The following is a 15,227-nucleotide window of genomic DNA, read 5'->3' on the forward strand; positions in this document are numbered from 1 at the left end:
CCCCTGATGTGGAATATATTCCAGATCAAGGGCCTTGCGTGTGTCGCATATCCGTTGCGGGGGCAGGATTTGAACCTACGACCTCCGGGTTATGAGCCCGGCGAGCTACCGAACTGCTCCACCCCGCGGCACGATTAATACTCTAGCACGCGGTGGGGGAGCGCCCCAAATTGAGGCCGCGGTGTGCCTGTGGATGGCGTGTCGCACTGGCGCTCGAGTTCTCGGATCATCGGTGCACGCGACTCACTGTCCGGTGAGCGTGCACGCACCAGCAACGGTGTCACACCGAAGGGACTGCCATGCCAGGCTTACAGCGATGGACGTATTTGCGGATCGGGGACGGAACGCGTGGGGGAGCCCGAGGATGGGCGCGGCGGGCCTGGGGAAACCGGCGCGCGGGCCGGCGAGGTTCGCGCTGGCGCGAACGGACGCTTGTCGGCGGACTCATCGCGGGTGTGCTCGCCGGGACGTTGATCTCGATCGATTCGCCTCCCGTTGAGGCCGTACCGCGGGGTGAAGCGATGGCGTTTCCCGGCGGCCTCGTGATTTCGAACTACATCATGCCGAATGGGACGCGTGCCTACTGTATCGAGATCCAGTTTGGGGAACCGTCCGGATACATGTCCGAAGCGGGGCGGGTGTCGACCTTGCCGGGCCGTCCGGGAATGTTCACCTCGTGGGGCGAGCCTGCGGGGATGCGGCAGATGAACTACCTGATCGATCGACACGGGCAGAATCGCGACGCGTGGAGTGCCGCCGCGGTGCAGCTGTCCGTCTGGCGGCTGCGCGCGAATTTTCTCTCGGGGAACCCGCCCTCAACTCGCGAATCGCAATCCTGGAGGGGTCAGCCCAGGGGCGGGCGCTGATTGCCGCGTCTGACGTGTTGGTGCAGGATGCGCGGCAGAACGCGAACCCGCCCAGGGATCCGAAACCAGTGACCGGCAAACTTGAATTGGCACCGGATCCCGGTGGCCGTGAAGGGCGTTACCGGGTGGCGTATCCGGCGGGGACCGGGGAGCTTTCGGTGTCCGGCGGGCTGTTTGTGCGCAACGGCGGTACCTCGTTGTCAGTTGCGGGGTCCGGATCATCGGCGCGCTATGTCGACGTCTCCGAGGGTGAGCGGCAAATTACCGTCAATGGATCCTGGCTCGCGTCGGGAACACGGGGTTGGGAGCCAGTTCTTGACATCTATAACACCTCGACCGCCAGCGGCGGTGTGGGACAACGTCTCGCCGTGGCGACCGGCGAATCGACGGGAAAAGACCTGCGAGGACGATTCGACGCGGTCGCGGTGAAAGTGCCGCCCCCGTTTGCGGACCCGCAGGCCGTGACGCAGGCGCAGCCGTCCGCGGACGTGGGCGGCACGATGCGAGACACGCTCGTCGTGAGCGAAGCACCCGACACCCGCGCTCGGCTATGGCCCGAGGCGGTTGCCGACTTCACCGCGTATCTGATGCCCGAGGTTGGCGCACCCAAGTATGGAGAGAACTGGGAGCCGCTGTTTGCTGCGGCGGAGCCTGTGTCTGCCCAGGCGGAGTCTGTGCAACCACGCGAGAATGAGCCTCCGAGCGATCACCAGGTCCCCGGCACCCCTTTGGATAGGCAAAACGTTGAAGAAGCTGAAGGCGCAGAGGAGGCGGAGCACGCAGAAGCCTTGCGCTGGACCGCCGCAGAACTCGAATCGATGAGTGCCGGGGAGCGGTGTGTTGCGCAGCCCGTCTATCGGCAGGGTGGGATCCCCATTCCAGGCCTCGGTGAGTACCAGACGGCCGAGGTGAGCGTGCGATCGCCGGGCACGATCAACTGGGTGGAACGCATCGTCTCGCAGGGGCGCACAGTCCACGAGGGCACGTGCGGCGTGCCCAATGAGCGGACGGTGACCGAGCAGCCAGGCGTGGTCACTCAGGCCGCGCCGCAGGCGATGATCGGGGAGCTGCTGACCGACACAGCGACGGTGACGGGGCGTTTCTCTCCGAACGCGCAGTACAGCCTCCGATTCGAGGCCTACCGAGCAGAAGAATCTGTCGAGGGAGTGCCGCTCTGCACGGCGGAGAACCGGATCTATCGTTCGGAGAGCATCCCAGTGAGCGAGCCCGGTGACGTCGTTGCCCCGGGCTTCGTGGCGCGATGGGAGCACGGCACGAAGGTGTGGTGGGTGGAAACCCTGAGCATTGATACCGGATCTGGACCCGAGCGGCTACACCGCGGCACGTGTGGCCTGGACACCGAGACCACAGAGATCGGCCGGCCCGAAGTTGCAACGGTGGCCCCGGAAACTGCCGTCGTCGGTGACGTGATCCGGGACACCGCCCTGGTGACCGGGGACCTCACCGAAACCGAGCATGCGCGGTGGGAACTGACATTCGCGGGGTACCGTGGCTCGGAGGACGCAACGACCCCGGTGTGCACAGCGGGCAACCTGCTGTTCGAGACGGGGTCCACGCCGGTGACCGAGCCGGGAGCGGTCGAGTCTGAGGCGGTATTCGTGCCCGTGGGGTGGGCGGGCCCGGTGTGGTGGGTCGAAACGCTGTGGCTTATCGAGGGCGACACCCGAACCCCTGTGATCCAGGGGGACTGCGGGGCGACCCAAGAACGCACACTCGTGACCGAACCTGGGGTGGCGACCCGGGCGAGCACGGTTGTGGCGACCGGGGAAGCAATCCGCGACGTTGCCGAAGTGACGGGAGACCTCACTCAGCGGGAGGACGCTTCCCACGATGTCGTATTCGAGGGATACCGCGGCGATGCCAGGCTTACGGGCACCGACGCCGCCCAGTGCGTCACGGATAACGCCCTGTTCCGCACGGAGCCGGTGCCGGTTACCGCGTCCGGGGAAATCGAGTCTTCCGAGGTCACAGCCCTGCCTGAATTTGGAGATACCGTGTGGTGGGTAGCCGTACTGCGGTTGCACGTCGACGGTGCGACATCGGAACTTGTCCGCGGCGTGTGTGGCGCGCCCGAAGAAACAACAACGGTGCAGACCCCGCACGTCCGCACGGAATCCGCGGGCACGATCGCCCTGGGGAGCGAGATGTACGACACCGCGATCGTCGAGGGGCGCTTCGCAGATCGTCCCGAAGTGAGCTACCGCGTCTGGTTCACTGCCTACGCCGCAGACGCCGATGGAACGCTCACGTGCACGCCAGATCGGGTCATCCCTGCACTCTCGGACCTCGAGGGAGTCGCGGTCGACGGGCCGGGGAGATATGTCTCGCGCAGGGTCACCGCGACCCCAGAGCTCGTCGGGGTGGGCGGCTTTGTGGAGACGCTCGTGATGCGTGAATCCGGCAAAGACCATGTGATGAGTGTCGGAGAGTGCGGTGCTGCGAGTGAGCGCTTCGAGGTCCTGGCAGCGGTTGTTCCCGATGCACCGCCCCTGGCCCGCACCGGCGGACCTGGGCCGGCGGTTTTCCTGTGGGGGAGCGCTGGACTGCTCCTCATGGCGCTCGCTGCAGGTGTTGCTGTGCTCGCCCGGCGGCGCAGGGAACGTCGAATCTTGGGCGGAACGGTGCAATCTGCAGCCCCTATGCAGTCTGTACCTACGAAATTCATAGATTAGGGGGCCAAGCTAGTCACATGAGAAGGGAGCTCACATGACTACCACGCCTGAGAGCCACAACACCGATCGCAGTGACGCGCCGGAGCAGCCGAATACCGAGGCCGCGCCGACCGCGGCTCCGGTTGAATCGGCCGGTCCCGCAGAAGCAGGGCACCCCGCACCGCAGTACTCGCCACCGGAGCAGCCGGTGACGGGCCACGCGGCCGCGGGATATCCCGCACCGGCGGGATCGCCCGCAGCCCCGGAAGGCGCGACAGCCCCGGAGGCCCCCGCGGCCCCGCAGCATCCGGTCGCCCCGCACGGTGTCGCCCCGCAGTACGCGGCCGCCCCGCAGCACCCGGCGGCCCCGCGAGCTGGAGAGACGCAGCCGACGGTTGCGCTGGGGGCCGATCCGCTGCAGCCTGCTGGGGCGCACACGCCCGGCGCGGCCTTCGGACCGGGGCACGGCGAATCTCAGCCCTCGCAGGCCTCGGGCAACGCGAAGCCGAAGACCCGCACCGGGGCGCTCCTCGCGGGTCTCGCGATCGGTGCCCTGCTCGGCGGGGTTGTCGGTGGCGGAGTTGCCGCGGTTGTGGCATCGAACGTGGCCCCGCAGGCCGCCTCTCAGGGCAGCGGAGCAATCACCCTGAACAACGCAGAGAACGCCACCGCGATCTCCGGTGTCGCCGCGGTCGCGACCCCCAGCGTGGTCACCCTGGAAGTCCAGAGCGGAAACGCGAGCGGTTCCGGATCGGGCGTCATCTACAGCGAGGACGGCTACATTGTCACCAACGCGCACGTGGTGACACTCGATGGTGCTGCGCTGGAGAACGCCGGGATTCGCGTGAAGCTCAGCGACGGTCGCATCCTCGATGGCACGCTTGTGGGCGTGGACCCATACGCGGACCTTGCCGTCGTGAAGGTCGACGCGGACGGACTGCCCGCGATCAAGGTGGCAGATTCCGACAAGATCGACGTGGGTGATCTGACCGTAGCGATCGGCGCACCGCTGAACCTGGCGAACACCGTGACGAGCGGCGTCGTGAGCGCCCTCAACCGCGGAATCTCGGTGGGTAGCCCGCTGATCCCGCAGGACCCCAGCCAGCAGCCCGACGACAACGGGGGCAGCGAGGAAAACCCGGGCTTCCCCTGGGACTTCCGATTCGGGCTTCCGGACAGCCGTCAGCAGCAAGAACAACCGCAGCAGCAGTCGAGCGGTGGCGGGTCTGTCACCCTGCCCGTGATCCAGACGGATGCGTCGATTAACCCGGGCAACTCCGGCGGCGCGCTCCTGAACGGCTCCGGCGAGCTCATTGGGATTAACGTCGCGATCGCCTCGGCTTCTGCGTCGAGCGGCACCGCGGGGAGCAACGGCCTTGGCTTTGCGATCCCCGCAAACCTCGCCTCGCGCGTTGCCGACGCGATCATCGCGGGGGAGCAGCCCTCGCACGGTCTCCTCGGTGCCTCGGTCGCGAACTCAAGTCAGGACACTGACGAGGACGCGAACCACGCGGGCGGCCTGCTCGTCGAGGTTGTGCGTGACGGTGCCGCGGCGAAGGCCGGCCTGAAGGCCGGCGATGTCATCACCGCTGTGGACGGGGTGTCGGCGGTCGACGGAACTTCGGTCTCCGCCCTGATCCGCATGCACGCTGGCGGGAGCGAAGTCAGTATCGACTACACCCGTGGTGGGAAGCCCGGGCAAGTCGATGTGAAACTCGGAAATCTCGAGTGGTAGTGCCCTAGCCCACGCAATCACAGTCACGGTGCCGGTGCCCCCGAACGGGGGCACCGGCACCGTGCGTTGATCCCCCTCTTCTCCGCAGCTCGATCCTCTACAGTGGGGGGCGATGAGTACCGCAGGATTCACCTTCGCGCGCGGCAACCTTTCGAAGTTGCTCGCCGTTCCCCAGTACCTTCTCTCGATCGTGCTGTCATGGTTCGTTCCCCGGCGTGCGGCACGCTGGGCATTTGGGAGCGGGATCGGGGTGGGCGAGGGGGCGCTCGCGGTCGCACGCGCGCTGCGGGCGTCCGATCCGGCAGCCGAGATTCTGTGGCTCGTCGCCGACGAGGCTGAGGCGGAGCTCGCTCAGGCTGAGGGCTTCACGCCCGTGATCCGGCGCGGCTGGGCTGGGTACTGGGCCACGTTGCGGGCCGGGCAGATCGTGGTGACGCACGGGCTCGGCGACGTGAACCGCTTCGGGATCACGGGTGCGCGGATCGTGCAACTCTGGCACGGGGCCCCGCTCAAGCGCCTGCACCTCGATTCTCCAGTGACAACCGCGGTGCGCGGCCCGGCACCGGTGCGTGCGCTGCTGCGCCGGATGTACCTTGCCGGATCTCGCGAAATCGACCTCTATGTTGCTGGATCGGAACTCGCCGCCGAGCGGCTTCGATCCGCGTTCCGCGTGGACCCGGGCAAGGTCCGCGTCCTCGGTGATCCGCGAGACGATGCGCTCGCGCAGCAGGCTGCCAATCCGGCAGCAGCGGCGGCAGCCCGCGCCGAGATGATCCGGCTTCTTGACGATTCCGGCACCATCGCCCCGGATGCCCAGTTTGTCCTTTACGCCCCGACCTGGCGCGATGGCGAGGAAGACCCCGCCGTGCCGACGCCCGCGGAGGCCGCAGCGATCGCGGCGACGCTTGAACGACTGGATGCGCACCTTGTGATCCGGCCCCACCAGCTGGGCCGCGGGGCCTACGAGGAGCTTCAGAGCGATCGGGTACATCTGCTCGGCTCCGACCGGCTGCGGGATCTCACCCCGATGCTCGGCGCATTCGACGTTGTCATCACCGACTATTCCTCGACCGCGCTCGATTTCTCTTTGCTGGGCCGCCCCATCATCTGGTTCGCTCCCGATCTGGCGCACTACACGGCGACGCGCGGGCTCTACGAGCCGCTCGAAGTGACGAGCGGCGGCCGCGTGGAACGAGACTGGGCGGGAGCGCTGCACCGCCTGGGTGAGCTCGGTCTGGGAACTCACGCGCGTCGTGCAGCTGAAGCCGAGACGCGCGCTCTCGCGGCCCGCTTTCACACATTCCCCGAGGGCGGTGCTGCGACACGCGTCCTCGCGGCGGCCGGTGAGCTTGCTCTCCCCGCGCGGGAACTTGTCACACCGGGAGGGGTGTTTTTTGAGAGCTTTTACGGCAGGCAGGTGAGCTGCAATCCCCTCGCGATCGATGCCGAGATTGCTCCAAGATTCCCGGATCTGCCTCGCTACTGGAGCGTGACAAGCGAGGCCCAGGCTGTGCCGGAGGGTGCGACTGCGGTGGTTGTCGGGAGTCGCGCGTGGCACGCTGCGCGTCGCTACTCTCGGCTGCTCGTGGTGAACGACTGGTTGCGCTATGGATTCCGGCGTCGGCGCGGCCAGATCGTGTTGCAAACGTGGCATGGCACCATGCTGAAACATCTCGCGCTCGGCCGGCCGAATATCGGGCTGCGCACCCGCCTCGCGATTCGGCGCGAGAGCCGACGGTGGAACCTGCTGCTGTCTCAGAATCCGCACTCCAGCGAGCAATTTCGGAGGAGCTACGCGTACCGCGGGGAAATTCTGGAAACCGGGTACCCGCGCGCGGACAGGCTGGCTCGTGCGGTGCTCGGTCACGACCGCAACCCGATTCTCGTCGGGGCTGCGCGAGCCGCGCTCGGGATCCCCTCGGGGCGGCAGGTACTCGTCTACGCGCCCACCTGGCGCGATGGCGGAATCTCAGTCGTCGATGAGCTGGACGTGCGGCAACTCGCTGCGGAGCTCGGCGACGAGTGGGTGGTTGTGGCGCGCGGACACACGCGTACGCAGGGGCTGGGCGGCTATGGTGCGGGCCTCGGCGGTGTCGGATCAGCCCTGATCATCGACGCTTCCGCTCATCCGGACGTCAACGACGTGATTCTCGCGGCGGATATCTTGGTCACCGACTACTCCTCGATCATGTTCGACGCGGCTGTAGCGCGCGTTCCACTCATGTTCTTCGTGCCGGATCTCGAAGCATACCGGGACCGGGAGCGCGGATTTACCTTTGACTTCGCTGCCACGGCACCGGGGCCCCTGCTGAACCGCCGGGGCGAGGTCATCGCTCACGCGCGGGAGTGGGCGGAGCACGGTTCCGGGGCATCCTGGGTGCGGCCCGACGCTGAGGCGGCCTGGCGTGTCCGCTTCGCGCCGCACGACGACGGGCATGCCGCCGAGCGTGTTGTCTCCGCCCTCGTGGATCGCGGGGCGCTCGGGCGCTAACGCGTGGGGCGGAGGTCCCTCACGGCTTCCGCTTATCGGCGCGACGGCGCAAGTGTTGCCAACTGGCCCAGCAAGGAGTCGGGGACGAGCTCCGGATCGGCCTGACCGTCGCGGACCAGCGCCGCGATCCGCGCGCCGACCTCGTCTGTGCGCATGCCCATCTCGGCCCCGGCGAGCGCCGGTAGCTCGCCGAGCACCTGCACCGTGGCCGCTTCGATGGCGCGGGCCGCTTCGCCTTCGCCGAGGTGGCCCAGCAGGAGTGCGAGTGAGAGGATGGCGCCGGAGGGGTTTGCCCAGCCCTTGCCCGCGATATCGGGCGCAGAACCGTGAATCGCCTCGAACATGCTGGGGGCGGAACCGTCGAGGTTCAAGTTCGCGCTCGTCGCGACGCCGAGGCCGCCCTGGATGACGGCACCCAGGTCGGTGATGATGTCGCCGAAGAGGTTGTCGGTCACCACGACATCGAAGCGCTCGGGTGTGAGCGGGAGGTGGAAGCACATCGCGTCCACGTGCACGTAGTCAGTCTCGACCTCGGGGTAGCGCAGTGAGAGATCCGCGACGACTTCCTGCCAGAGCTGGCCGGCCGCCACGAGGATGTTTGTCTTGTGGCAGAGCGTGAGCTTCTTGCGGCGACCGAGTGCCAGGCGGAACGCGAAGTCGACGACTCGCTCGATCCCGGCGCGGGTGTTGAGCGACTCCTGCATGGCGACCGCGTGCTCGGTGCCCGCGTGAACGGTGGAGCCGCTGCCCACATAGGCGCCCTCGGTGTTCTCGCGCACGATCACCATTTCGCAGCGCTCGGGGGTCAGCCCGGCAATGGGTGTCGGGACGCCGGGGTAGAGGCGCACGGGGCGCACGTTCGCGGCCTGCTGAAAACGCTGACGCATTTCAAGGATGAAGCCGCGCTCGAGAATTCCCGGGGTGACTGCCGGATCGCCCATCGAGCCAAACAGGATGGCGTCGTGACCGCGCAGCGCGTCCGCAACTTCTGCGAAGAGTTCGCCGGTGGCGAGGTAGTGCTGTGCGCCAGCCGAGATGGGGGTGCGCTCGGTCGTGAAGCCGAAACGGGCCTCGGCGGCGTCGAGAACTTCGAGGGCGCAGCCCACGACCTCTGGGCCGATGCCGTCGCCGGGGAGTACTGCGAGGGAGTAGCGCTTCGTCATGGGAGATCCTTCCGGCGGTCGCGCCGAAAACGGCTGCGGCGTTGCGTTGGCGAACGGGCGATGTTCAACTATATTAACTGGTAAGGCCACTCGCGTCACGCGGCGGCCGCACACTTCACCGGTCAGTCGTTGCGCTGGGGCACACCTTCGTGCCGCAGCGCGGCCCGCACGCGAGGACACCACCATGAGCGACGACACGCAGCGCGACACTTCTGAGCACGGCACCACTCAGAGCCCGGGGAGTGGGCGCTCGGCGCTGGCCCTCCGGGCACCGGCCGGGCAGCTCCCGATCGGCGCAGCATGGCGCCCGGTTGCCGACGCAGCTGACGTCATATTCCCCTTCGACGGCACGGTGGTTGCTGAAGCCCCGGTCAGCACTGCGGCCGAATCCCGCGACGCGCTCGACGCTGCCGAGGCTGCCCGGCCCGAGGTCGCAGCGCTCACCACCGCAGAACGAAAGGCCGTGCTGCTCGCGGTACACGACCGGCTGCGCGCAGAGGCAGAGCGTTTCGTCGAGCTGCTCATTCTCGAGACCGGCAAGCCCCGCGTCGACTGCCAGACCGAGGTGAACCGAACCATCGTGACACTCCAAGCCACCGCAGAGGAGGTGTCGCACGTGCACGGGGAGACCGTCCCCCTTGACCTGCAGGAGTTGGGCCGAGGAATGATTGGGTACTACACCCGAAAGCCCGCTGGTGTGGTCGTCGGCATCGCTGGCTTCAACTACCCGCTGCTGCTCGCCACCCACAAGCTTGCTCCCGCGATCGCCGCGGGCTGCCCCGTGATCATCAAGCCGGCCCCCAACACTCCGCTTGCGACCCTCGAACTCGTCGCAATCGTGCGCGAGGAACTGACCGCGCGCGGGATCACACAGGCTGCGGTACAACTCGTGAACGGTGCCCCCGAGGTTGGGGAGACGCTCGTGCGGGACCCGCGGGCCCAGGTCGTCTCGTTCACCGGCTCGGCGAAGATCGGTCACCTGATCGCGCAGCAGGCGGCACCGCGCAAGACAGTGTTGGAGCTCGGCTCCAACACAGGTTTTATTGTTGCGGCCGACGCCGACGTTGACGCCGCCGTCGAAGCCGTGCTGCGCGGTGGTTTCTACGCCAACGGCCAGGCGTGCATCTCCGTGCAGCGCGTTGTGCTCGAACGCCCGATCGCGCAGATGTTTACGGAGCGCCTCATCGCGCGCATGGGAGAGGTCGTCGTGGGTGATCCCCGCGCTGCTGAAACGACAGTGGCCCCCGTGATCAATGCGGCGTCTGGCGACCGGATCCGGGCGATGATTGCCGCCGCTGTTGCTGCAGGGGCCACGGTGCTCGCGGGGGAGGACGGGAGCGCACCCGACGCCGCCGCGAACCCCGCACTCGTGCGGCCGACGGTGCTCGGAAGCGTTCCGGCAGCGGCGGAGGTCTGGGCTGAGGAGATCTTCGGCCCGGTCATTTGCCTCACCACCGTCGACTCGATGCCGGACGCAATTTCGCTCGTGAATGCCTCACGCTACGGCCTGCAGGCCGCCATCTACACGGCCTCGTTGGAGAGCGCGTTCGCCGCGATCGAGCAGCTCGAAGTCGGCGGTGTCGTCGTGAACGAGATCCCCGGTTTCCGCTCCGACATCATGCCCTACGGCGGCGTCAAAGACTCCGGCATCGGCCGCGAAGGCCCGCGCTACGCCATCGAAGAGTTCACCGTCACCCGCATGGCAATGATCCGGCCCCGCGCCCGCGGCTAGCCGGCCGCCCACTCCCTTCGCCCCGACCCGCACCACCAAAGGACCCAGCATGACGCAGCTCCCCGCTTCCCCCGACTACACTCGGCTGTTTCGCCTCGACTCGCGCACGGTTGTCGTGATCGGTGCCGGATCGGGTATCGGCCGTGAATCGGCGCAGGCGCTGGCCGCCCAGGGTGCGCATGTTGTTGTCGCCGACTGGGCCCGTGACGCTGCAGAAGCAACGACGGCGATCATCACCGAACAGGGCGGCTCGGCGGAGGCCTACCGTCTGAACGTGCTCGATGACGCCGAGGTCGCCGAGGCAGCCGAGCGCTTCGGCACCGCCGCGGCGCTCGTGTTCACCGCCGCGACGAACGTCCGGAAGCGGATGGCTGACTACACGATGGACGAGTTCGATCGTGTGCTGAACCTCAACCTCCGGGCGTCATTCCAGCTGATCCGTCACTTCGCGGAGAGTTTCGCGGCGAACGGTGGCGGCTCGATCATCGGCTTCGCCTCGATCCGGGCTCAGGTCGTGGAGCCCGGCCAAGGCGTGTATGCCGCGACGAAGGCCGGGCTTGTGCAGCTCGCGAAGACCGCTGCGGCGGAGTACGGCGCACACGGGGTACGGGTCAATGTTGTTGCGCCCGGCGTCGTTGAGACGCCGCTCACCGCGCAAATCAAGGCCCATCCGGAGTGGTACAACGCGTACGCGGAGAAGAGTGCGCTGGGTCGCTGGTCTCGACCCGATGAGCTTGCCGGTGCCGTGGTGTTCTTGGCCTCGGATGCGTCCTCTTTTGTGACGGGTACAACGCTCACCGTCGATGGTGGCTGGACCGCAATCGATGGTCGCTTTACCCCGCCCGCGAGCTGAGCGCTGCGCAACGACAGAACCCGCCCAAGTCAGCTGACTTGGGCGGGTTCTGTCGTGTGCGGCGTCGGATCAGGTGCGGTGCGTTCCCGTGCGTGCGCGGGTCAGCAGCAGGGCCGTCCCCGCGAGCGCGCTCCCGTCGGGCGTGCGTGCGTCCGGGCTGGGCGTGCCGGGCTCCGTTGATGCGTCGGTGCTCGGCTCCGTCGCGGGGTCCGTGCCGGGGTCCGTGCTCGGGTCCGTTGAGGGGTCCGTGCCGGGGTCGGATCCGGGGTCCGTCGCCGGGTCAGCCGCAGGATCGGTGCTCGGGTCGGTTGTGGGGTCCGTGCTCGGGTCCGTCGTGGGCTCCGTGCCGGGATCGGTGCTCGGGTCGGTCGTGGGATCGGTTACGGGGTCCGTGCTCGGATCGGTCGTGGGTGATGAGGCGAGTTCGACAGCGCCGATATCGCTGCGGGGGCCCTGTGGACGGGGGACACCGCGCTGATCCGGCACCTGCTCCGGGTCGGTGTCGCCGGCATCAATGAGCGGGCTGTCCTCAGCCGGGAGCACGGTGGGGGTCTGCCCGCCGTTGTCGGCAAGCGTCCCCAGGCGGAGCTCGGCGGGATCGCGCACGACAACGTCCTCGGTGCTCTGGATCCGCGGCTGGCCGCTCTCGTAGGCATCCACGTAGGCGCTCCGCAGCGAGGTCGCGACGATCGGGACGGCGGGCTCATCGGCTGCCGGTGCAGCGGCCTCCGCGGGTGCCGAGCGTGCGGGCTGCGCGACGTTGATGGGGTCCCAGTCGCCAGATTCGATGACAGTGTCCTGCATCTGGAACACGGGCGTCTCGACCCAGTAGGCCACTGACACGATGCCGTGGAGCACGGTCACCTGGTCAAAGGTGGACCGAGTTGCGGGGTTGTTGAGGGTGAGAACGCGTGAGGGGGCCTCTTCGAGGCCCACGAAGGTGCTGTTCGCAACATCGAAGACGACGGGCTTCTCGGTGGTCGGCTCGGCCTCACTCGCGCCATCCGCTTCGCCACCGTCGTTCGCCGCTGCGAAGGACGGCTGGGCCATTTCTGAGAGGTCATCCGAGTCATAGCCGAGGTTGCCCTCAAACGTCGTGCCGGTAATTTTGACAACACGTGCCGAGCTCGGTGCGTCCCAGCCGGGGCTGCTGACGGCGATCCCGCCAGCCGAGTACCCGGAGTTCCCGGAGAGCACGGAGTCCGTCACGACCAGGCGTGGGACATCGGGCACGTCCTGCGACTGGTTCAGCACGATTGCGCCCGCCGGGGCGGTGGGCTCCTCAATGTTGCCGTTGTGCGAGATTGTGGTGCGTGCGAAGCGGATCTCGGCGCGTGTGTCCGGCACGCGGTTCCATTCTTGGAATGAGGCGGCTGTGACACCAAAGCCGGTGATCGTACTGTCGGTGACAGTGACAGCCGTCGCGGAGCTGTCCTCGCCCACAATTCCTGTGGCTCGGTTCGCCGGATCCTGCTGGATGAGTGTGCTTCGTTCCAGCGAGACCGGAGCGTGGGACCCGGCGAAGACAAGGGCGCTGCCGGTCGCGTCACGGAGGATTGCGTCACCGATCACGATGGATTCGCGGGCGGAGGGTGCCTCAATGAACACGACGGACTCGGCGCGTTGCGCCGCATCGAGCGTGACACCCGAGACTGTGAGTGAGGAACGCTGGGAGTGCAGCAGCACGTCTGCCGGACGGGGCGCGCTGGGATCGGTCACTGACACGTTCCAGTCGCGCCCCGCGGCTACGGTAACGCCGGGGCCGGTGAGGGCGAGGGCGTCGGTGCTCACCAGCGGGCTGTCGATTGTCACAGCCGAGATGTCGGCGGCGAAGCCGATTGTTTGCGGGCCCGCGGTGGCGTTCGCCTGTTCGACGGCGGCGCGCAGGGTGCCGTCGCCCGCGTCGGCCGCGGAAGTCACGACAATATCGGGGGCGGCGGCGGTCGTCGCCGTAGCAAGCGCCGCGGTCGGGGCCCAGGCGCTCGCACAGGCGGCGCCGGCGAGAACCGTGAGTGCTGCGGTGCCGAGGGCGGCAGCCGTGCGCATGGGGGTGGACAAGGAGGCGGGTACGTCGCGGGGAATCACAGGGTCTCCAGGCGGTGCGAAAAAGGGGGAACCGACGTAGCGTAACCCGAATCGCGGCGATATTACATGAGCGTGAATGAAGTTTCCGCGCTGTTCACACACATTTCACCCGGAGCTTCACCCGGCCACGTACGGACCAGCTAGGGCAGGCGCGACCAATCGACCGTGGCATCGCTGCCGCGCACCGTCTCGAACCAGGCGGCCACTCGGAGCAGACTGTCGTCGCTCCCGATGTGACCGGCGATCTGGAGGCCGATTGTGCGCCCGTCGTCCTGGATTCCCGCCCCGACGGAGACGGCCGGTTGACCCGACATGTTGTAGGGGACAGTGAACGAGATGTGTCCCATGGTCTGCAGCGGATCGGTGATCGGCATCGGGTCCTCGGCGGCGAACGCCGCGACGGGGGTGACCGGAGAGAGCACGAGATCATAGGGTTGCGTGGCCGCGCGGGTGAGACGCGCCATTTCATCCATCATGCTGCGGTTCCGCACGGTCTCCGCCGCGCTGAAGTCCCGCCCGGCGACGCACCACTCCACGATGAACGGCAGCACAACCGCTTGTTCGGCGGGCGTGAGTGCACTGTAGTCCGCATACGAGCGGCTGCGCCAGAACCCGACGATCCCGTCGAGAATTTCGGGCGCAATGAAGGGGGAGAGCGGCTCGACGGTGGCCCCGGCAGCGGCGAAGAGCTCAGCGGCGCGTTCGATCGCGGCGCGCGTCTCGGGCTCGACCGGGAGGCCGGAACCGGCGTCAAGCTGCAGTGCGACGCACATCCCCGAGGGGGAGAGGGGGGCTGTCGTCCAGTCGAGGCCCGCGTAGGGGCGCGTGAGGTAGTCCCGGGGATCCGGCTGGCCAATCACGGACATGAGCCGGATCGCATCGGCAGCGGTGCGCGTCAGCGGCCCGGCAGCCCGACCCGTGTACGGCACGTCGAGCGGAATGAGTCCCTCGCTGGGCTTGAGCGCGGTCAGCCCCTGCCACGAGCCGGGAAGTCGGATCGATCCGCCAATATCGGTGCCAACGTGGAGCGGCCCGTAGCCCGCCGCCGCTGCGGCTCCGGCACCTGCGCTCGATCCTCCGGAGGTGTGCGCGGGGTTCAGCCCGCCGCGGGTGATCCCGTGCAGGCTCGATACCCCGGAGGAGAGCATGCCCCAGTCGGGCATGGTTGTCGATCCCACGATCACGGCGCCGGCCTCGATGAGTCGATCCGTGGTCGGCGCGTTCTGCTCGGGCACGGGAGGATTCGGGATCGCGGTGCCCGAGGGCTTGGGATGTCCCGCGCGGGCGATGTTTTCTTTCACGGTGACGGGCACGCCGTCGAGAGGACCACGCGGGGTGCCATCGGCCCAGCGCGCCGTGGCCGCGGCGGCGTCCGCGCGGACCTGCTCGGGGTCAAACAGATACAGCGCGTTCAGCTCAGGCTCGCGCTCCTGCACCCGTGCGATCACGTCGTCCGCGACCGCGCTCGGGGTGAACGTCCCCGCGGCGTACCCGGTCGCCAGCTCACCGGCCGTGAGATCGGCGAGGCGGCGATCGGCGGCGGTGTTGGGGGAAGCGGGGGCAGCGTGGTCGGTCACGGGGTGTCCTTTCGGGAGACGAGATGGAACGGGAACGGGAAGCCGAGGCCCGG

9 protein-coding genes and 1 tRNA gene are annotated in these 15,227 nt (G+C 67.9%); 6 read left to right on the forward strand and 4 right to left on the reverse strand.

Features of this window, described 5'->3' with window-relative positions:
- Positions 1–54: 54 nt before the first annotated feature.
- Positions 55–128, reverse strand: a tRNA-Met gene (locus FM113_RS03370).
- Between the two features lie 171 nt (positions 129–299).
- On the opposite strand from FM113_RS03370, the gene FM113_RS03375 reads away from it, so the two are divergent.
- From FM113_RS03375 to FM113_RS03390, 4 genes are all read left to right on the forward strand, one after another.
- Positions 300–866, forward strand: coding sequence for a hypothetical protein (locus FM113_RS03375; protein ID WP_140393278.1), 567 nt, complete (start codon positions 300–302; stop codon positions 864–866).
- A 68-nt stretch (positions 867–934) separates the two neighbouring features.
- Entirely contained in the window at positions 935–3,559 is a 2,625-nt protein-coding gene (locus FM113_RS03380) for a hypothetical protein (protein ID WP_087011508.1), read from the forward strand.
- Positions 3,560–3,593: 34 nt separating this feature from the next.
- Positions 3,594–5,273, forward strand: a complete 1,680-nt coding sequence (locus FM113_RS03385; protein WP_254908846.1) for a S1C family serine protease — start codon at positions 3,594–3,596, stop codon at positions 5,271–5,273.
- A gap of 112 nt (positions 5,274–5,385) precedes the next feature.
- Positions 5,386–7,764: a CDP-glycerol glycerophosphotransferase family protein gene (locus tag FM113_RS03390; protein ID WP_087011510.1), complete on the forward strand. Its 2,379-nt coding sequence runs from the start codon at positions 5,386–5,388 to the stop codon at positions 7,762–7,764.
- A 32-nt stretch (positions 7,765–7,796) separates the two neighbouring features.
- On the opposite strand, the gene FM113_RS03395 is transcribed toward FM113_RS03390, so the two are convergent.
- Positions 7,797–8,927: a 3-isopropylmalate dehydrogenase gene (locus FM113_RS03395; RefSeq protein ID WP_087011512.1), complete on the reverse strand. Its 1,131-nt coding sequence runs from the start codon at positions 8,925–8,927 to the stop codon at positions 7,797–7,799.
- 184 nt (positions 8,928–9,111) lie between these two features.
- Between FM113_RS03395 and FM113_RS03400 the strand changes: the two genes are divergently transcribed.
- Entirely contained in the window at positions 9,112–10,659 is a 1,548-nt protein-coding gene (locus tag FM113_RS03400) for an aldehyde dehydrogenase family protein (protein WP_087011515.1), read from the forward strand.
- 49 nt (positions 10,660–10,708) lie between these two features.
- Positions 10,709–11,512, forward strand: a complete 804-nt coding sequence (locus tag FM113_RS03405) for an SDR family NAD(P)-dependent oxidoreductase (RefSeq protein WP_087011517.1) — start codon at positions 10,709–10,711, stop codon at positions 11,510–11,512.
- A 69-nt stretch (positions 11,513–11,581) separates the two neighbouring features.
- On the opposite strand, the gene FM113_RS03410 is transcribed toward FM113_RS03405, so the two are convergent.
- Together FM113_RS03410 and FM113_RS03415 are read right to left on the reverse strand one after the other, a co-directional pair.
- Complete coding sequence (locus FM113_RS03410) at positions 11,582–13,597, reverse strand: choice-of-anchor Q domain-containing protein (RefSeq protein WP_087011519.1); 2,016 nt, start codon at positions 13,595–13,597, stop codon at positions 11,582–11,584.
- A 140-nt stretch (positions 13,598–13,737) separates the two neighbouring features.
- Positions 13,738–15,174, reverse strand: a complete 1,437-nt coding sequence (locus FM113_RS03415) for an amidase (RefSeq protein ID WP_087011521.1) — start codon at positions 15,172–15,174, stop codon at positions 13,738–13,740.
- Positions 15,175–15,227: the final 53 nt, after the last annotated feature.

Source organism: Leucobacter sp. 7(1), assembly GCF_900163635.1.
In the GTDB taxonomy this organism is placed as follows: Bacteria; Actinomycetota; Actinomycetes; order Actinomycetales; family Microbacteriaceae; genus Leucobacter.